Below are 18,748 nucleotides of genomic sequence, written 5' to 3' on the forward strand. Positions count from 1 at the left end.
GTGCTCAGCCGGTGGTGGGCCAGCCATGGGGCAGGTGGGCCAGGTCGGCAGGCTCGTCAAGGTCGTGCTCAGCCGGCCATTCGCGGAGGCTCAGGCCTGCCGCGGCCAGGCGCTGGCGGGTCAAATGGGCCACCTCAGGCGTGCTCCAGGGCATGTCGGTGAACAGCGTGGGCTCGAAGCGCCTCAGGCCCAGGGCCACGTAGCCGCCGTCGGTGGCCGGCACCATCACGGCATCGTGGCGGTGCAGATCCAGCGCGATGCCATGCAGTGCCTCGCGGCCCAGCTTGGGGCAGTCGGTGCCGATCAGCACACACGACTGGCCTGCCATCAGCGGGCCGTGTACCGCGCGCGCCATGCGGGCGCCCAGATCGCCATCGCCCTGGTCTTGCAGGTGCAGGTGGGGCAGCCAGTCGGTCAGTTCGGGCAGGCCCCACAGGGACTCACCCTGGGCGGGCAACTCAGCGAGGGGTGTGCCGCACAAGGTCACGGCGGCATCGATCTGCGCGTTTCTCAAAGATTGAGCGGCGGCCAGGGCCTCGCCCAGGGTGTGGTGCAGCAGCCGCCGCGCCAAGGCGGCCGCCCCTTCGGCGCCCAGGGCAGGAATGAGGCGCGTCTTGGCCTGGCCGGCGCGGGGCGCCTTGGCCATCACGATGAAGCGCACACTCTGGGTGTTCATCGGTACGCCTTCGCGATCGATTCAGGTGAGGCGCCCAGCCAGTAGGCCAGTCGCAGCCGCCACATCAACACGATGGTGCGCCACACGCCGCGGCTCTCCCAGCGGCGACCTGACGTCAGGGCACGCGCACGCAGGCAGGCTGGGCGCGACAGGCGCTTGAGTCGGCGCGACAGCTCGATGTCTTCCATCAGTGGCTGCTCGGGAAAGCCGCCACACGACTCGAACGCGCCTCGCTGCACAAAGATGGCCTGATCGCCAGTGGCGATGCCGGTCAGCCGCGAGCGCAGGTTCATCATGCGCGCGACCACGCGCAACCAGGGCGACCGCCCGCTGATATGCACATCGAAGCGCCCCCACACCGGGGCGGGTCTGTGAGCTTCTTGGCTGCTGGCCGGCGCCAGTGCCTGGATCACCTGCTGCATGGCCCCTTCAGGCAGGCGCGTATCAGCGTGCAGAAACAGCACGATGTCGCCATGGGCGTGTTGTGCGCCAGCGTTCATCTGGCGTGCACGGCCCCGTTCGGCCTCCACCACGGTGAAGCCTGCCGCGCGAGCCAGCATGACGCTGTCATCGTGGCTGCCGCCGTCCACCAGCACGACCTCGGCCCCATCCGCTTGGAGCTGCCGCAGGTGGCTCAGCAGCGCCGGCAGCGCAGCGGCCTCGTTCAGCATGGGCACGACCACGCTGAGCCTCATGCGCGGGCTCCGCGTCGCCACGCGTGGTAGCGGGCCACCCAGTGCAGCAGGGCCTGCGGGGCGTGCGCGCGTTTCCATTCGCCTGCCACGTACTTGTTGGACTCGGCCAGCGTGGGGTAGGTGTGGATGGTGGACAGGATCTTGTTGAGCCCCAGTCCCCAGCGCATGGCCAGCACGAACTCGGCGAGCAGGTCGGCGGCATGCTCACCCACGATGGTCACGCCCAGGATGGTGTCCTTGCCGGGCACGGTCAGCACCTTGACGAAGCCGTGTGCCGCGCTGTCGGCGATGGCGCGGTCCAGATCGTCGATGCCGTAGCGGGTCACCTCGTAGGCGATGCCCTGTTCGCGTGCCTCCAGCTCGTTGAGGCCCACGCGGGCCACTTCGGGATCGAGGAAGGTGGCACGCGGGATGACGCGGTAGTCCACCTTGAACTTCTTGAAGGTGCCGAACAGGGCGTTGACGGCGGCATACCAGGCCTGGTGCGCCGCCACGTGCGTGAACTGGAAGGGCCCGGCCGCATCACCGGCCGCGTAGATGTTGGGATAGAGGGTTTCGAGGTACTCGTTGGTCTGCACCGTGCGGTCGGTGGGGATGCCCAGGGCCTCCAGGCCATAACCGCTCAGGCGGGCGCTGCGGCCCACCGCGCAAATCAAGACATCGAAGGGCAGGGTGCGGGTCTGGCCCTGGTGCTCGACGATGAGTTGCCTGTCGCCCTCGGCCGTGCGCTCGCAGCGCAGCGCCTTGTGGCGGGTGAGCACCTGCACGCCATCGGCCTGCAGGGCCTGTTGGGCCATGGCCGACACCTCGGCATCTTCGCGGGCCAGCAGGCGCTCGCCCATTTCCACCTGACTGACCTGCGCGCCCAGTCGGGCCAGGGCCTGCGACAGCTCCGAGCCGATGGGCCCGCCGCCCAGCACCACGATGCGGCGGGGAATCTCATCCAGCTCGGCAAAGGCCTCCCACAACGTGTCGCTGGTGAGGTAGCCCACCTCGTCCAGCCCGGGCAGTGGGGGCACGGTGGGGCGGGCACCGGCGGCGATCACGATGCTGCGGGCCGTCAGGCGCTGGCTGCTGCCGTCCGTACGGGCGATCTCGACCGTCCACGGGTCGACGATGCGGGCGTGGCCCTGCACCACGTCCACGCCCAGGCCGGTGTAGCGTTCGATGCTGTCGTGCGGCTCGATGGCGCGGATCACCTCGTGCACGCGCTGCATCACGTGCTTGAACGAAAAGCGCGGGGCGGCATCGGCAGAGGATGCGCCGGCGGCGATGAGCCCGTAGCGCTCAGCGTGGCGCATCTGATGCGCCAGCTTGGCGCTCTTGATCAGGGCCTTGCTGGGTACGCAGCCGTAGTTCAGGCAGTCGCCGCCCATCTTGTGCGATTCCACCAGTGTGACCTTGGCCTTGACAGCCGCGCCGATGTAGGCCGTGACCAGGCCGGCCGCGCCGCCACCGATGACGATGAGGTTGCGATCGAACGCCTTGGGTTGTGACCACGGCGCATACACCCGCCGGGCCTGAACCCAGCCCAGCACTTTCTTGGCCAGCAAGGGGAAGATGCCCAGCAGCGCTGCCGCCAGCACGAAGCCTGGCGACAGGATGCCAGCCAGGCTGTCCATGCGCGCCAGCTGGGTGCCGGCGTTCACGTAGACCACCGTGCCGGCCAGCATGCCGATCTGGCTGACCCAGTAAAAGCGCGCCGCCCGCATGGGCGTCAGCCCCATCAGCAGGTTGACCAGGAAGAACGGGAAGATGGGCACCAGGCGCAGGGTGAAGAGGTAGAAGGCGCCATCCCGCGCGATGCCCTCGTTGATGGCCTGCAGGCGCTGACCAAAGCGTTGCTGCACCACATCGCGCAGCAGGTAGCGCGAGACCAGAAAGGCCAGCAAGGCCCCGATGGTGGAGGCAAAGGACACGATGAGCGTGCCCCAGGCCAGGCCGAACAGTGCGCCGGCCGCCAGGGTCAGCACGGCGGCGCCGGGCAGCGACAGGGCCGTGGCAGCGATGTAGGCCGCCATGAAGGCCAGCGCCATCTGCAGCGGCGCCGCCTCGCGCCAGGCGCTCAACTCGCCCAGGCTGGCCTGAATGCCCTGCAGCGTCAGGCGCTCGTGCAGCCCGGTGATGAAGAACAGCGCGATGGCCGCCGCCACCAACGTCAACAGGGCCAGACGCTTCATGCAGCCGGCCCTTGCAGTGCGCCGCCGCAGCTGGAACCGCTGCCGGCTGTGCAGCCAAAGCAGTGGTCGGCCACGCGGATCGGGTGCTCATCCACGCCCTGAGCGAGCAGGTCACGCAGGTGCAGGCGGGTGCGATCGTCACGGCGGGGCGGCAGGGGCAGCCCCAACTGCTGGTTGAAATCGCAGTCGTACAGCCAGCCCTGCCAGTCGACGCTGACCAGGCTGCGGCACATCACGGCGGCCAGGTTCTCGTCGCGGTGCTGCGATTTGAGCAGGTCCATGTAGGTGTGGAACTGCCCCTTGGAAATCAGCGTGGAGCCAAAACGCTGGATGGGCATGTTGGCCAGCGCGTACAGCGTGTTGAACGTGATACCGAAGTGTTGCTGCAGCTCGCGCTTGTAGTCGGCCTCGAGCTTGGCCTGCGGGGGCGGCAGCGACGGACCTTGCGGGTTGTAGACGAGGTTGAGCACCCGGCCTGATCCCGGTTGGCCATAGCCCAGCGCGTTGAGGCGTTGCAGGCCAGCGATGCTTTTGTCGAAGACGCCCGTGCCGCGTTGCCGGTCCACGTTGTCGGCCGAGTAGCAGGGCAGCGAGGCCACCACCTCCACCGCATGCTCGGCCAGGAACTCGGCCAGATCATCTTGTCCGGGCTCGAACAGGATGGTCAGGTTGCAGCGGTCAATCACCTTCACACCCAGGGCCCGGGCGGCGGTGACCAGGGTGCGAAAGCCCTCATGCAACTCGGGCGCACCGCCTGTCAGGTCCAGCGTCTCGATGGCACGCGCTTTCAACACCTCGGGGATGAGCGCCAGCGTCGCGGCGTCCATCATCTCGGTGCGGTTGGGCCCGGCGTTGACGTGACAGTGCAGGCACGACTGGTTGCAGCGGTAGCCCAGGTTCACCTGCAGCGTGCGCAGCGGCTGGCGGCGGATGGCCGGGAAGCGGGTGTCGGCCAGGAGGGGAAGCGTGGCGTGCATGGGGTTGCTCGTTCGGGGCCAGAGTGGGGCCGGGATGGGCGATGTCGATCATGCAATGGAATCGCCGGGCGTGCAGGCGAAGCGCGCCATGAAACCCCGGTCGATGTGGTCCTTCAGTCGCCACACCCACCCGCCTTCGGCACTGAACGGCCCCCATGACGCGATGGCGCGCCCGTCGCCCGTGGCCAGCAGGTAGAGCGACCAGGGTCTGGGCCGATACGGCAAGAGCGCCTTGCCGGCGAGCGAGGCGAGCAGGTTGTGGGCCACGACCGGTCCGGCCCGCACCGCGTGCACCCCGGATCGCGGCAGGGCCGTGTCGACCCGGGCGCACACGTCGCCCGCGGCGAACACGTCGGGGTGGGACACGCTCTGGTGTGTGGGCCCCACCTGGACGAAACCGGCCGCATCCAATGCCAGCCCTGAGCCGGCCAGCCAGGCCGGCGCCCGTGCGCCCGTGGCGGCGATGACGTGATCGACGGGCAGCAGGCTGCCGTCGCCCAGTCTCAGCCCGTCTGGCGTGCCCTGTGCGTGCTGCGCGCAGACCTGCACCCCGGCGCGGGCCAGCGCCTGCCGCGCATGGCGCTGCACGGCGGCCGGATGACCCGGCAGCACACCCTGCCGGCCGGCGATCAGCCACAGGCGGACCCCGGGGCTGTTTCGCAGGGCCGCGGCGGCGGCCAGCGCGGCCTCGACCCCGGCCGCGCCGCCGCCGGCCACGGCCAGCCGAAGGCGTGTGTCTGGCTGCCGCGCGGCATCGGCCAGCAAGGCCTGCCACACGGTGGCAAACGCATCCAGCGGCTTGATGGGCAGCAGGCGTGGACCGAGCGGCTCGGCCCAGCCCGTGTCGATCTCGCTGCCCACATCCAGCGACAGCAGGTCGTAGCGCAGCGTCTGGCCATCCGACAGATGCAGCGTGCGGCGTGCGGCGTCCAGTGCCGTCACGCGGTCTTCCAGAAAGTGCGCGCCGGCCGCTTGGGCGAGTGGCGCCACGTCGATGCGGCAGTCAGCCAGCGTGTAGGCGCCTGTCATCCAGCCGGGCAGCATGCCCGAGTAGTGCTGCCAGCGCGAGGGGCTCACCAGCGTGACGCGCAGCCCCGACGGCGTGGCTGGCCGCTGGCGGGCGAGCGCCTGCAGCACATGCAGTTGGGCGTGGCCGGCGCCGGCCAGAACGAGATGGCGGGTCATCACGGGATAATGCACTGTTCGCCAGACCGGCGCCCGTTTCATCTGTGGACCAAGGCCCTCTCATGTTTCAGCACGTCGACGCCTACCCCGGCGATCCCATCCTCACCCTGAACGAAGACTTCCAGAAGGACCCGCGCGCGGGCAAGATCAACCTGTCGATCGGCATCTACTTCGATGACGCGGGCCGTCTGCCGGTCATGCGCGCCGTGCGCGAAGCCGAAGCCGCGCTGCTGTCGACCATCGGTCCCAAGCCTTACCTGCCCATGACCGGCCACGTGGGCTACCGCCAGGCCGTGCAGGAGCTGCTCTTCGGCGCCGACCACGAGGCCGTCCAGAGTGGGCGCATCGCGACCATCCAGACCCTGGGCGGCTCGGGCGGCCTGAAGGTGGGCGGCGACTTCCTCAAGCGCTACTTCCCGGATTCGCAGGTGTGGGTCAGTGATCCGACCTGGGACAACCACCGGGCCATGTTCGAAGGGGCGGGCTTCCAGGTCAACACCTATCCCTACTACGACCCTGTCACCAAGGGTCTGAAGTTCGACGCCATGCTCGCGGCCATCGATGCGTTGCCGGCCAGGAGCATCGTGCTGCTGCACGCCTGCTGCCACAACCCGACAGGTGTCGACCTGAACAATGCGCAGTGGACACAGCTGATCGCCGTGCTCAAGCAGCGCCAGCTGTTGCCTTACCTGGACATTGCCTACCAGGGCTTCGGTGACGGCATCGACGAAGACGCCTTTGCGCTGCGCGCGCTGGCCGATGCGGGCGTGAGCTTCTTTGTGGCCAACTCGTTTTCCAAGAGTTTCTCGCTGTATGGCGAGCGCGTGGGCGGCCTCAGCGTCGTCTGCCCGGACAAGGCCCAGGCCCAGCTCGTGCTGGGTCAGCTGATGTCGGCCGTGCGCCGCAACTACTCCAGCCCGCCCACGCATGGCGCGCAGATCGTGGCGCGGGTGCTGCAATCGGTCGAGCTACGTCAGATGTGGGCCGATGAACTCACCGAGATGCGTCAGCGCATCAAGCTGATGCGCCAGCGGTTGTATGACGGCGTGGTTGCCCAGTTGCCGGGCCGTGATGTGCGCTACTTCATCGACCAGCGCGGCATGTTCAGCTACACGGGCGTCTCGCCCGAGCAGGCCGATGCGCTGCGCGAGCAGCACGGCGTGTACGTGCTGCGCTCGGGGCGCATGTGCGCCGCAGGTCTCAACGCCAACAACGTCGATGCGGTGGCCCAGGCGTTTGCCGCCGTGCTGGCGGGCTGAACGTCTGTTGAAACCCATGACCACACCGGCGTGGCGGCCACGACCGGTGTGGGGGGCTGACTGACGATCGGTGGTGCGGGCTGACGCTCAGAAGGCGCCGGCCACGCGGAAGCGGCTGACCACCTGGGCCAGGCTGTCGGCCTGGTCCTTGAGGCTGGAGGCGGCTGCGGCCGACTGCTCGACCAGCGCGGCGTTCTGCTGTGTCACGTCATCGAGCTGGGTCATGGCCTGGTGGATCTGCACGATGCCCTGGTTTTGCTCGGTGGTGGCGCTGGCGATCTCGTGAATCAGCCCCGCCACGCGCTCGACGGCCTGGACGATGGACGACATGGTCTGCCCTGCGTCCTGCACCAGTGTGGCGCCGCTTTCCACTTGCTCGGTCGATGACTGAATCAGCGCCTTGATCTCGCGTGCGGCCTGCGCGCTGCGCTGCGCGAGCGTGCGCACCTCGCCTGCCACCACTGCGAAGCCGCGTCCCTGCTCGCCCGCTCGAGCGGCCTCCACGGCGGCATTGAGCGCGAGGATGTTGGTCTGGAAAGCGATGCCGTCGATCACGGTGATGATCTCGGAAACCTTGCGGGCACTGTGGTGGATGGCCTCCATCGTCTGCACGACCTGCGCCACGACCTCGCCGCCGCGGCGCGCTTCGGTGGCGGCGTCGGTGGCCATTTGCTGTGCCGTGGTCGACGACTGGGCGTTGTGTTGCACCGTGCCCGAGAGTTGCTCCATGGACGAAGCGGTGTGCTGCAGGTTGGCCGAGGTTTCCTCGGTGCGCTGGCTGAGGTCCTGGTTGCCTGCGGCAATCTGCTGGCTGGCCATGGCCACGCTGTCGACGCTCTGGCGCACCTCGCGCATGGCTGCGCTCAGCCGCTCGCTCATGTGGCGCATGGCCTGGAACAGGCGTGCGATTTCGTCACGGCCGTCGCTCAGGGGGTGGGGCGCCTCGCCAGCGGCGATGTGGCCTGCCGCAATGGCTTCAGCCCGATGCACGGCCTCGGCCATGCCGTCGGCCACGTCGCGTGCCGTCCGGATGCCCGCGCCCCACAGTGCGGCACTGGCCAGCGCCACGATGACCAGCATCACGAGCGCCTCGCGGCGGAAGTCGGCTTGCAGGTCGTCGATGTAGAGCCCCGAGCCCACAACCCAGCCCCAGGGCGCAAAGCCCTGCACGAACGACACCTTGTCCACCGGCTCGTCATGGCCCGGCTTGGGCCACTGGTAGGCCACGAAGCCCGCGCCTGCGCGCTGCACCGTCTCGACAAAATCGCGGAACAGGTAAACGCCGTTCGGGTCCTGCATGTCACGCACCGACTGGCCGTTGAGCTTGGGCTTGATCGGATGGTGCACCATCCGCAACTGCATGTCGTTGACCCAAAAGTACTCACCCTGACCGTAGCGCAGCTGATCGAGTTGGGCGATGGCCTGTGATTGAGCCTGCGCGCGAGAGAGCTTGCCTGATCGCTCTTGTGCGTGGGCCCATTGCAGCAGGCCATGCGCGAGCTCGACCGTCTGTTGAACGGCCATGCGCCTGTCGTTCACCTTGCGTTCATAGCTGTGCCACAAGAGGCATGCTGCGACGGTCAGCACAAGCAGGCTGGCGGTGGCCACCAGCACGCGCAAGCGCCAGGCGACACTGAATTGTCGAATCCACATCCACATGGTGGTGATACCTTTCTGCGAGGACGAGTACATGCTCCTCGGGGCCGAAGCCCGTCGGTCCGCCCGACGGAACTGCTGCGGGCAACGGCGGCATCACATGTCCGTTGCACGCACCCCAGGGCGGCGGTCAACCTCAGTCAGGTCGACGATGTGTATGGTCGCGTGCAGCCAGGTTGCGGAAGTTGGCAAACAGTGCCCCATGCCACAGCCACTTCAGGCGGTGGGGGCGAGAAGGCGACGCGGCCTTCAGCGTTCGGGCGTCAGCCTCAGCGGTGTCAGCTCGACGTTGGCCTGGCCGTCGCTGACCCACACCGTGCCGTCCTGCACGGTGAACTGCAGCTGCATGCTGCGCTGCGCGAGGGCAGCCAGGGCCTGGCTCTGTTCGCTCGGGATCTGCCACACCGTGAGGTTGGTGGCGCGCGAGACCTTGTTGACCAGGCCCTCCCACCAGATGGGCGTGCTGCTCTGGAAAGCGAAGACGCTCACTGCTCGGGCGCGCCCAGAGGCCTTCATCAGGCGCTTGTCATCGGGTTGCCCGACTTCGACCCAGTGCAGGATCTCGTCAGAGAAGTTCTTGTGCCACAGCGCGGGCTCATCTGGCTCCCAAATGTCCTTGGCCAGTTCCAGCGTGCCTTCGCTGGTGTCGGCGGGCCAGCCCAGGGCCAGCGCCAGTACCCGGATCATCATCCGCTCGTCGGTTTCGGACGGGTGGCGGGCGATCGTGATGGCCGGGTCGGCGTAGACGTGGCGGTCCATGTCGGCCAGTTGCAGCTGCGCTTTGTAGATGGTGGCCTTCAGTGCCATGGTGCGTCCTTCGGAAAACCCGCCATCATCCGCCAAAAACGCGACCCAGCCAGGCCCGCATCACGGCCAGCACCTCGTCCTGTTCGCGCTCGTTGAAGATCTCGTGCGACAGGCGTGGCCAGGGCTGGGCCTGCACGCGGTCGGCCGGGGCGAGGCTTGCAAAGGCGGCCGAACCTGCCGGGTCCACGCAGCGGTCTTCGCCGCCCCACATGATCAGCGTGGGGATGGGCCACTGCGCCGCGCGGGCGCGCACGGTCTCGCCTGCGGCTTTGAGCCACAGCGTCAGCCGGCCGCTGATGCGGTCGTGCACCAGCGGGTCGGCCACATAGGCCTGCACGGTGGCCGGGTTGTGGCAGACCCACTCGGGCTTGAGCCCATTGGGCACGGCCACATCCGGCGTCAGGCGAGCCACCGTGGCCAGCAGCAGCTTCTGGATCGGGTTGAGTGGCAGCGCCAGCGCGGGCGAAGACAGCACCAGCGCCTCGACAGGGCGACGCCAGGAGGCGTCTTCCTGTGGTGCGACCAGGGCAGACACGAAGCGCCCGGCGATGGCACCACCCAGGCTGTGACCCACCAGCAGCAGCGGTCGGCCGGGATAGGCCTGCCGCACGGCGTCGACCATGCTGGCCAGGTCGTGCAGCAGGTCGTCGTCCTGAGCCAGCTTGCCGCGCGGGCCGGGCGAGCGGCCATGGCCGCGGTGGTCGTAGCTGGCCGCGGCCCAGCCCAGGGCGTTGAGGCTGGTGGCCACATGGTCGTAGCGCGCGGCATGTTCGCCCAGGCCGTGCACGATCAGCGCCACGCCCCGAGGGGGCTCGCCATGGCGCAGCGGCCAGTGGCGGGTGACCAGTTCGAGGCCGTCGCGGGTGCGCAGACTGGTGGGCAGGGGGGTGGGGCTGGTGTACATGGTCGACAGCAACGGGGCAGCAGGAGGATCAACAGGGGATGTGCAGGCGCGCGCGAGGCAGCCAGGTCAGGCCGGCCGAGGTCGCGCCGCGGGGGCGGTACTCGCAGCCGATCCAGCCGGACCAATTCAGGCGTCGGAGCTCGTCAAAGAGCCAGGGGTAGTGCAGTTCGCCCTGATCGGGCTCGCCCCGGTCAGGCACCGCCGCGATCTGGATGTGGCCGACTTGACCGGTGGGCAGCCACTGGCGCAGACGCATGCTGACGTCGCCTTCCACGATCTGGCAGTGGTACAGGTCCATCTGCACGCGCAGCGCGGGTGAGTCGATGCGGGCCACGAGCGCATGCGCATCGGCCTGGTGTGTGAGCAGGTAGCCGGGCATGTCGCGCGGGTTGATGGGCTCGATCGTGAGTACCTTGCCTGCACCTTCGGCCTGGCGCGCGGCCCAGGCCAGGTTGGTCTCGTAACGGGCCCATGCGGCAGCCCGGTCGGCTTCGTCACACACGCCGGCCATCACATGGATGCGTGCGCAGCCCAGCGCGTCGGCTCGGGCGAGGGCGGCGTCGACGCTGCGGCGAAAGTCGTCTTCTCGACCAGGCAGGCTCGCCAGGCCGCGTTCGCCGGCCGCCCAGTCACCGGGCTCGGCGTTGAACAACACCAGCGCCAGTCCGTGATCGCGCAGGCGCGCGGTCACCTCGACCGTGGGGTGCTCATGGGGAAACAGGCACTCGACGCCGGCAAAGCCGTCGCGTGCGGCGGCGCCAAAGCGGTCGAGAAAGGGCAGGTCGGTGTAGAGCCAACTCAGGTTGGCGGCAAAACGCAGGGGCGGCGCAGACATGAAAAAAGCGGTTGCTGCCCGAAGGCAATCAACCGCTGAGGGTAGCCGATCTGCGCGCGCCTGTGACGCGCGCTGACCCGGAGGGTCAGAAGGTTTCCCAGTCGTCGTCGGGCGCCGAGGTGGCGGCCGCCTTGGCCGGCATGGGTTCGGGCTTGGCCATGCTGGGCGCGGGGGCGGCCAGCGCCGGCTCAACGGGCTTGCGCGGTGCGGGCGCGGAGGCAGGCACGGGGGCAGGCACCGTGGGGGCCTTGACGGCTGTGGCGGCCAGCGGCACGGGCTTGACCTCTTCGCGCAGCGTCGGAGCCGCTGCCTGCGCCTTGGCGATGACCTCGCTGGCCACCGTCGCGGCGGTGGGCACAGCAGCAGAGAAGCCGCCGCCCGTTCGACCGCTGTGGTGGCCCAGCTTGAAGGCCGCCACGGCCTGCGCCAAGCGGCTGGCCTGGTCTTTCAGGCTCTCAGCCGCTGCAGCAGACTCTTCCACCAGCGCGGCGTTCTGCTGCGTCATCTGGTCGAGCTGGTTGACCGACTGGTTGACCGTGCTGATGCCATCGCTCTGCTCGCTCGAGGCGGCGCTGATCTCGCCAATGATGTCTGACACGCGTTGCACGCTGTTGAGGATCTCCATCATCGAGGAGCCGGCGTCCTGCACCAGGCGCGAGCCCGATTCGACCTTCTCGCTCGACGCGTTGATCAGCGTCTTGATCTCCTTGGCCGCCTGGGCGCTGCGCTGCGCCAGCGTGCGCACCTCGCCGGCCACCACGGCAAAGCCGCGGCCCTGTTCGCCCGCGCGGGCGGCTTCCACCGCGGCATTGAGCGCCAGGATATTGGTCTGGAAGGCGATGCCGTCGATCACGGTGATGATGTCGGTGATCTTGCGGCTGGCGCCGTCGATCTCGGACATGTTGGCCACGACCTGCGAGACGATCTGCTCGCCACGCTGGGCCGCCGTGGCCGCGCCTGAGGCGAGCTGATTGGCCTGACGGGCGGCATCGGCGCTCTGGCGCACGGTGCCGGTGAGCTGCTCCATGGAGCTGGCCGTCTGCTGCAGGTTCGAGGCGGTGTGCTCTGTGCGCACCGACAGATCCTGGTTGCCTGTGGCGATCTCGGTCGACGCCGTCGAGATCGAATCGGTGGCCTGGCGGATCACGGCAATCGTGTCGCGCAGCTTGCGCGTCATCGCCACCACCGATGCCCGCAGCGAGTTGGTGTCGCCCGGATGATCGGCCAGGTCAATGTCAAGGTCGCCATCGGCGATGCGGCCCACGGTCGCACGCAGCACGTCCGGCTCTTCACCCAGGTCTTTCCAGACCGATGACACGATCGAGGCTGACGCGACGCCCAGCACACCCAGCACCACCACGCCGGTGATCACGGTCACCCACAGGTTGGTCGTGACGCCGTTGGTCGCATTGGCTTGCGCGGTGTCAATGGCCGCCTTGGCTTCTTTCTTGTGGCGCTCCAGCAGGCCCTGCAGTGTGCGCAGCGTGCTTTGCATCTGCGCCACCTGCTCACCCGGCGGCTGGCCAGTCAGCAAGGCACGCGTCGCGCCAATCGAGGCCGCCTGGTAGGCGTCGAAGGCGCTGCCGAGCTCCTTGGCGATGGCTTGCTTGTTTTCGAGCTGCGCCATGCCGGCCACCGCATCGCGGGCCGCCTTGACCATGGCGTCGGTCTCCTTGAGTTTCTCCGGATCGCCCTCGGCGGCGGCCGTCTGCAGCGTCAGGCGCAGTTGCTCGGCGCTGAGGTCGACGGTCTGCACGTGGGCCATGTGGGGGTTGTCCACGTCACGCAGGTGCTTGAGCACCTCCGAGGTGCGGTTGCCCACCATGAAGCTGACCGCGACGCCGACGATGAACACGGCGGCGGCGCTGGCGGGGAGCATCCAGATCTTGGTGCGGAATTTCATTGTGCCTCCTACAGGGAGCGGGCAGCCAGGGGAAGCCCAGGGTCCCGGATGTGTATCGGCATCATGCGCGGCCGACTGAAGCGGAAAGCTGGGAAAAGTCGGTTAATCGCTCGGCTTTCCGGACGCCGCGTGCAGCTTTCTACAATCCCCGGATGTCTTCCTCGCTGCCCGGCGCGCCTCAGCGGCCCGCCCCCCACCGTCGCCTCCTGTTCTGGGTGGCCTTGCTCTACTTCTCGGAGGGGCTGCCACTGGGGCTGTTCTACGACCTCTTTCCGGTGCACATGCGGCAGACCGGGGTCAGCCCGGCGGACATCGGCCTGTTGAGCCTGCTGGGGTTGGCCTGGACAGTCAAGTTCCTGTGGGCGCCGGTCGTCGAGGCCTGGCGTGGGCACAAGGTGTGGATGGCGGGCGCCAATGTGGGCATGGCGGTGGTGCTGGCCACGCTGGCCACCCGCCCCGAGGCGCTGGCGCTGGGGCACACGTGGCCCTGGGTGCTGCTGGCGGCCTTCACGGTGTTGTCGGCCACCAACGACATCGCCACCGATGGCTACACCATTGAGGCGCTTACCAAGGAGCAGTACGGGGTGGCCAACGGCATCCGCATCGGCTTCTACCGCGTCGGCATGCTGGCCGCGGGGGGCACCTTGATCGCGGCAAGTTGGCTGGGCAGCAGCGGGGCGCCGAACTGGACGGCAGCCTACCTGCTCGCGGCCGCCACCATGGTGTTCAACGCCAGCTGCATCCTGGCGGCGCCGGCCCTGCCATGGCGCCCGCCCGCGGCGGAGCACGGCGGCGTGGGACGTGAATGGGCGCTGCTGCGGGCGCGCCCGGTGTGGTTGCTGGCGCTGGGGCTGTTCATCAGCGGCCTGTTGTGGCCCGTGCTGGGTCCCGTGGCCAGGGCCGCTGACTGGTCGGCGCTGACTCAGGTCAGTGCCACCTGGTGGTTCAAGGGGGCCGTGCCGGTCGGGCTGATGATGGCCGGCGCCGGGCTGATGGTGGTGGCGGCGCGCCAGCCCGGCTCGCGCGTGATGGAAGACGGCCCGGTGTTCGGTGCGCTGGTCGAGCTGCTGGCTCGCCCAGGGATGCTGGCCGTGCTGGCCTTCATCCTGTTGTTCAAGCTCGGAGACGCGGCCATGGGCTTCATGGTCAAACCCTTCTGGGTGGACGCGGGCTTCTCGCCTGCGGCCATCGGGCTGGTGTCGGTCAATGTGGGTCTGGGCCTGTCGATCGCGGGCGGCCTGGCCGGCGGCTGGTATGTGGACCGCGTGGGCATCTTCAAGGGGCTGTGGGTGCTGGGCCTGGCGCAGGCGGCGTCGAACCTGGGATACGCAGCGGCCGCCTGGTACGTCCAGCCCACGCCCGCGGGAATGGAAGTGGCCGCTCACTTCCAGGCGGCGGTGTATGCAGCCAGTGCGCTTGAGAGCTTCACCGGCGGCCTGGGCACGGGGGCGTTTTTGGCCTTCCTGATGGGCATCACCAGCCGCGCCCGCGCCACCACCGAGTACGCCATCCTGTCGTCGATTTTTGCGTTCTCGCGCGCCGTGGCCGGCTGGGCTGGCGGCCTGGGCGTGCAGGAAATGGGCTACGCCACCTTCTTCTTCCTGACGTTCTGGCTGTCGTTCCCCGCGTATGCGTTGCTGCCGGCGGTACGCCGTATGCTTGATCGCACGCTCGCACGTTGAAAGAAAGGCGATGTGGCCCCACCTGATGGCGGCCGCGCAGGAGAACCGACCGATGTTGCACATGAACCATTTGGCCGGCGGGACATCCGCCGCCCTGCCTTGCCCCGACGCCCCCACCCGTTCAGCTGGTCCGGGGCGTTGGGCGGCCGTGGCACTGGCTGCTGCTCTCGCCGGGGCGGTTGTTGTGGCCCCGGGCGTGGCGCTGGCCAAAGAAGGCGTGGAGGTGGGCAGCCAGTCCGGCTTTGCCCGCCTGGTGCCGGCCGAGCAGGTGGAGGCCGCTGCCCAACAGCAATACGAACAGATCATTGCCCAGGCCCGGGCACAGAACGCCCTGCTGCCTGACAACCACCCTCAGGTGGTGCGCTTGCGCGCCATCGCCCAGCGCATCATCCCGCACAGCACACCGTGGAACCGTCGGGCCTCGCAGTGGCAGTGGCAGGTCATCGTGTTGCGCTCGAAAGAGCTCAACGCCTTCTGCATGCCGGGCGGCAAGATCGCCTTCTACACCGGCATCCTGGAAGAGCTCAAGCTGACGGATGACGAGGTTGCCATGATCATGGGCCATGAGGTGGCCCACGCCTTGCGGGAACACGCGCGCGAGCGAATCGGCAAACAATCGGCCACGCGCATCGGTGCCAACATCATCTCGGGTCTGTTCGGCCTGGGCAGCGTGGGTGATGCGTTGCTCAACATGGGCGGCCAACTGCTCACGCTGAAGTTCAGCCGCGAAGACGAATCGGAAGCCGATCTGGTCGGCATGGAACTGGCTGCGCGCGCCGGCTATGACCCGCGCGCCGGTGTCACGCTGTGGCAGAAAATGGGCGCGGCCGCCAAGGGCGCGCCGCCCCAGTGGCTCTCGACCCATCCTTCAGGCAACAACCGCATCCGCGACATCCAGGCCAATCTGCCCCGGGTGCAGCCCATCTTCGAGCGCGCGCCCAAGCCCGACCGCCGCTTCGACCAGCCTCTCCGCTTCGGCCAGAGCTATTACGACCGCTTCGAGCCGCTGGCCTACTGGGGCCGGGCCGTGGCGCCGGTCGCTGCGACGCCCAGCGCGGTGCGCTGGGGGCATGAGGGGCACGTGCACTGATTTTCGGCTTGGCCGGTGTGCCCGGCGGGCTGGTTCAGCGCAAGTAAGGGTTGTACCGGCGTTCTTCGCCCAGGGTGCTTTCCGGTCCGTGGCCGGGCGTGAAGGTCACGGCATCGCCCAGCGGCAGCAGCCGCGTCTTGATCGCATGGATCAGGTCGGCATGGTTGCCGCCGGGAAAGTCGGTGCGGCCGATGCTGCCGGCAAACAGCACATCGCCCACAAAGGCATGCTGCAGTTCGCGCGAATAGAAGACGACATGACCCGGCGTGTGGCCCGGGCAGTGCAGCACGTCCAGCGTGCTGTGCCCGATCTGCACCGTGTCGCCCTGATCCAGCCAACGCGTGGGCGCGAACGGCTCGGCGTGCGGAAAGCCGAACATCTGGCTTTGCTGCGGCAGCGCGTCAATCCAGAACTGGTCGCCGGGGTGTGGACCGATTACGGGCAGATCCAGCGTGCGCGCCAGCGTGCCGGTCCCGCCGGCGTGGTCGATGTGGGCGTGGGTCAGCCACACCGCCTTGAGTGTCAGCCCGCGCGCTTCGACGGCTTCCAGCAGCGTGCCGATGTCACCGCCCGGGTCGATCAGGGCGGCTTCGTGGGTCTGGTCGCACCACACGAGCGAGCAGTTCTGTTCGAAGGCAGTGACGGGGAGGGTGAGGCGGTGGAGCATGAGGTCTGCAATTTCTCTGGGCGTGGGCTCAAGAATACAGACATCCGTGAGCGGGGGCTGCGACCTTCTGCGTCACAATGACGGCCGTCCGCCCGGCGGTGTGCGCAGTGTGGTTGGATGGAAGTGTCTGCTCTGTTTTACGGTGGTCGAGAATGGAAAAACTGCTCTCCGGAGTCGGGTCCCTGCTTTACGGCATGCGGTTCACCATGCTGTTCTTCTATGTGGGCCTGGTGGCAATCATTTTCGGCATCCTGGGCAAGTTCCTGTTTGAAACATTCAAGCTGATGAGCACGTTGTTGTTTGGTCAGCTCGAAAAGATCGATCTGATCATCAAGGTGCTGGAACTGGTGGACATGACCATGGTGGCCCAGCTTGTCTGGGTGGTGGCGCTGGCGGGTGTCTCGCTTTTCGTGACCACCGGCCACTTCGACAAACTGGACATCAAGAAGCCCGATTGGCTCGACCACGTCAACACCTACAACCTCAAGCTCAAGCTCGCATTTGCCATCATCTCCATCTCAGGCGTTCACGCGCTGAAGACCTATCTGAGCGGCCAGTTGAACCTCGAGAACATCCAGGTCGTGGTGATGGTGGCGGTCATTCACTTCATGTTCGTCCTGTCGGCCATTGGCATCTCTTACGCAGAGCGGCTGACCCGCGAGAACGACTGACCCGCCCGCGTCGGGCCTGCATTCACCGGATTTGACCGATGATCTACGCGCTTCTCAAGACGGTCCACGTGCTGTCCATCATCGTGTGGATCGGCGGGATGGTGTTCGCGCACTTCTGCTTGCGGCCCGCGGTGGCCCAACTGGAGGCGCCCGTGCGCCTGAAGCTGATGCACGACGTGCTCGGGCGCTTCTTCAAGGCCGTGCTCACGGCCTCGCTGCTGACGCTCGGCACCGGAGTGTGGATGCTGGGGCGTGTGGCCAAGCAGGTGGTGCAGTCAGGCGGCAGCTTCGAGATGCCGCTGGCCTGGACCGTGATGGCGGTTGTTGGCACGCTCATGGTGGCGATCTTCATGCACATCCGCTTTGCGCTGTTCAAGCGCCTGGGCCGTGCCGTCGCCGCATCGGATTGGGCGGCGGGTGGTGCGGCCCTGGCCCAAATCCGCACATGGGTCTCTGTCAACCTCGCCCTGGGTGTGCTGGTGGTGGTCGTGGCGCTGACACGCTGGACGGCTTGAAGCCGTGCCGGCGCGCCACCGTCACTCAACCGCCGCGGCCTCGTCCTCTGTGTGCCGGTCTGGCTCCGTGGTGCGCAGGATTTCGTCGAGCACGGATGTGGCGTAGTTCCCGGCAGGCAAAGCAAACGTGAGCACCAGCTGATCGGTTTGCGGCCATGTCCATGACATGTCCGCCGGGCAGGCTACCAGGGGGCGGCGAGCCTGATCCAGGCCGGCGTGCTCCATGCCGTCGCACAAGACGGCGTGGCGCTCGGCCACGCTGTTTTCCAGGGCCTGTGCCTGGTCGGTCGTGCCCACCCGGCCCCGTCCCCACAGAGGCCCGGTGGGCCGCCCGGCCTCGTCCATCACGTCACCCGGCAAGACCTGGCCCCACAGCCCCTGTTGAATGCGCAGCGCCAGCACCTCGTTGAACACGAACGAGCGCACCGCCGACAGGTAGATGCCCTTTTTTTTCGGGTTGCGCACGCGGATCTCGCGCGCCAGCATGGCGCGGCCCTGCTCGATGTTGCCGCCGTCGTGACCGAAGCGTTGCGCGCCGAAGTAGTTGGGCACGCCCTGTGAGGCCACGGCCTTCAGATTGGCCTCGATCGCATCGTGATCGCCCGTCACGTCGCGCAGCGTGATGCGGAAGCGGTTGCCCTGCAGGTCACCAGGGCGCAGCTTCTTCACGTGGCGGCTCTGGCTCAGCACCCTGAACTCCGGGTGCTCAAGCAAGGTCAGGTCGGGCGTCTCGCCGGTTTTGCCGCTTGGCAGATAGATGCTGAACCACTGGCGGGTGATGGCGTAGCGATCCTTCAGGCCGGCATAGCCCACGTCGCGTTCCTGTACGCCGGCGGCCTCGGCCAGGCGCTGGGCGACGTAGGCGGTGTTGGCCCCGTTCTTCTCGACATCCAGCCAGAGGTGTTCGCCCTCGCCCGAGGGCAACTGCAGCGGCAGTTCGGTGACGATGAAATCCTCGTTGAGGCGTTTCAGGGTGGCGCTGGCGCCGGTGGCCGGATAGGCGTGGGGCCACGGTGGCAAGGTGGTGTAGGGCGCGTCGGTCATGA

The 18,748-nt window shown here is 67.9% G+C and carries 17 protein-coding genes; 5 read left to right on the plus strand and 12 right to left on the minus strand.

The window, feature by feature from the left end; all coding sequences use genetic code 11:
- Positions 1–4 precede the first annotated feature (4 nt).
- Genes GTZ97_RS01320 through GTZ97_RS01340 form a run of 5 tightly spaced genes read right to left on the minus strand, consistent with a single transcriptional unit; the run spans position 5 to position 5,713 of the window.
- Positions 5–676 (minus strand): TIGR04282 family arsenosugar biosynthesis glycosyltransferase, encoded by a 672-nt coding sequence (locus tag GTZ97_RS01320; RefSeq protein WP_161648692.1) that lies wholly within the window; start codon positions 674–676, stop codon positions 5–7.
- Positions 673–1,371: a TIGR04283 family arsenosugar biosynthesis glycosyltransferase gene (locus GTZ97_RS01325; RefSeq protein WP_161648693.1), complete on the minus strand. Its 699-nt coding sequence runs from the start codon at positions 1,369–1,371 to the stop codon at positions 673–675. The genes GTZ97_RS01320 and GTZ97_RS01325 overlap by 4 nt, the downstream gene beginning before the upstream one ends.
- Positions 1,368–3,551 carry a dihydrolipoyl dehydrogenase family protein gene (locus GTZ97_RS01330; protein WP_161648694.1) on the minus strand — a complete coding sequence of 728 codons (2,184 nt, stop codon included), beginning with the start codon at positions 3,549–3,551 and terminating at the stop codon, positions 1,368–1,370. The genes GTZ97_RS01325 and GTZ97_RS01330 overlap by 4 nt, the downstream gene beginning before the upstream one ends.
- Positions 3,548–4,528 (minus strand): arsenosugar biosynthesis radical SAM (seleno)protein ArsS, encoded by a 981-nt coding sequence (arsS, locus tag GTZ97_RS01335; RefSeq protein WP_161648695.1) that lies wholly within the window; start codon positions 4,526–4,528, stop codon positions 3,548–3,550. The genes GTZ97_RS01330 and arsS overlap by 4 nt, the downstream gene beginning before the upstream one ends.
- Before the next feature lie 48 nt (positions 4,529–4,576).
- Positions 4,577–5,713: an FAD-dependent oxidoreductase gene (locus GTZ97_RS01340; protein WP_161648696.1), complete on the minus strand. Its 1,137-nt coding sequence runs from the start codon at positions 5,711–5,713 to the stop codon at positions 4,577–4,579.
- A gap of 62 nt (positions 5,714–5,775) precedes the next feature.
- Here GTZ97_RS01340 and GTZ97_RS01345 point away from each other — a divergent pair, with 62 nt between their 5' ends.
- A complete protein-coding gene (locus tag GTZ97_RS01345) occupies positions 5,776–6,972 on the plus strand; it encodes an amino acid aminotransferase (protein ID WP_161648697.1) in 1,197 nt (398 codons plus the stop codon).
- 87 nt (positions 6,973–7,059) lie between these two features.
- Here the strand turns inward: GTZ97_RS01345 and GTZ97_RS01350 are convergent, their stop codons facing one another.
- The 5 genes from GTZ97_RS01350 to GTZ97_RS16930 all read right to left on the minus strand — a co-directional run bounded on the left by GTZ97_RS01350 (position 7,060) and on the right by GTZ97_RS16930 (position 13,077).
- Entirely contained in the window at positions 7,060–8,625 is a 1,566-nt protein-coding gene (locus GTZ97_RS01350; RefSeq protein ID WP_236650939.1) for a methyl-accepting chemotaxis protein, read from the minus strand.
- Between the two features lie 252 nt (positions 8,626–8,877).
- Positions 8,878–9,435: a YaeQ family protein gene (locus tag GTZ97_RS01355; protein ID WP_161648699.1), complete on the minus strand. Its 558-nt coding sequence runs from the start codon at positions 9,433–9,435 to the stop codon at positions 8,878–8,880.
- Between the two features lie 25 nt (positions 9,436–9,460).
- A complete protein-coding gene (locus GTZ97_RS01360; protein WP_161648700.1) occupies positions 9,461–10,339 on the minus strand; it encodes an alpha/beta hydrolase in 879 nt (292 codons plus the stop codon).
- Positions 10,340–10,367: 28 nt separating this feature from the next.
- A complete protein-coding gene (gene otnI / locus GTZ97_RS01365; RefSeq protein WP_161648701.1) occupies positions 10,368–11,174 on the minus strand; it encodes a 2-oxo-tetronate isomerase in 807 nt (268 codons plus the stop codon).
- Positions 11,175–11,259: 85 nt separating this feature from the next.
- Positions 11,260–13,077, minus strand: coding sequence for a methyl-accepting chemotaxis protein (locus GTZ97_RS16930; RefSeq protein ID WP_161648702.1), 1,818 nt, complete (start codon positions 13,075–13,077; stop codon positions 11,260–11,262).
- A 152-nt stretch (positions 13,078–13,229) separates the two neighbouring features.
- Between GTZ97_RS16930 and GTZ97_RS01375 the strand changes: the two genes are divergently transcribed.
- Together GTZ97_RS01375 and GTZ97_RS01380 are read left to right on the plus strand one after the other, a co-directional pair.
- Positions 13,230–14,759 (plus strand): MFS transporter, encoded by a 1,530-nt coding sequence (locus tag GTZ97_RS01375; RefSeq protein WP_161648703.1) that lies wholly within the window; start codon positions 13,230–13,232, stop codon positions 14,757–14,759.
- Positions 14,760–14,820: 61 nt separating this feature from the next.
- Positions 14,821–15,849: a M48 family metallopeptidase gene (locus tag GTZ97_RS01380; protein WP_161648704.1), complete on the plus strand. Its 1,029-nt coding sequence runs from the start codon at positions 14,821–14,823 to the stop codon at positions 15,847–15,849.
- Between the two features lie 34 nt (positions 15,850–15,883).
- Here the strand turns inward: GTZ97_RS01380 and GTZ97_RS01385 are convergent, their stop codons facing one another.
- Positions 15,884–16,516, minus strand: a complete 633-nt coding sequence (locus GTZ97_RS01385; RefSeq protein ID WP_161648705.1) for an MBL fold metallo-hydrolase — start codon at positions 16,514–16,516, stop codon at positions 15,884–15,886.
- 152 nt (positions 16,517–16,668) lie between these two features.
- Between GTZ97_RS01385 and GTZ97_RS01390 the strand changes: the two genes are divergently transcribed.
- Entirely contained in the window at positions 16,669–17,187 is a 519-nt protein-coding gene (locus tag GTZ97_RS01390; RefSeq protein WP_161648706.1) for a YqhA family protein, read from the plus strand.
- A gap of 38 nt (positions 17,188–17,225) precedes the next feature.
- Positions 17,226–17,702, plus strand: a complete 477-nt coding sequence (locus tag GTZ97_RS01395) for a CopD family protein (RefSeq protein WP_161648707.1) — start codon at positions 17,226–17,228, stop codon at positions 17,700–17,702.
- Positions 17,703–17,723: 21 nt separating this feature from the next.
- On the opposite strand, the gene truD is transcribed toward GTZ97_RS01395, so the two are convergent.
- Complete coding sequence (truD, locus tag GTZ97_RS01400; protein WP_161648708.1) at positions 17,724–18,746, minus strand: tRNA pseudouridine(13) synthase TruD; 1,023 nt, start codon at positions 18,744–18,746, stop codon at positions 17,724–17,726.
- Positions 18,747–18,748 lie beyond the last annotated feature (2 nt).

The organism is Aquabacterium fontiphilum, assembly GCF_009909205.1.
Lineage (GTDB): Bacteria > Pseudomonadota > Gammaproteobacteria > Burkholderiales > Burkholderiaceae_C > Aquabacterium > Aquabacterium fontiphilum.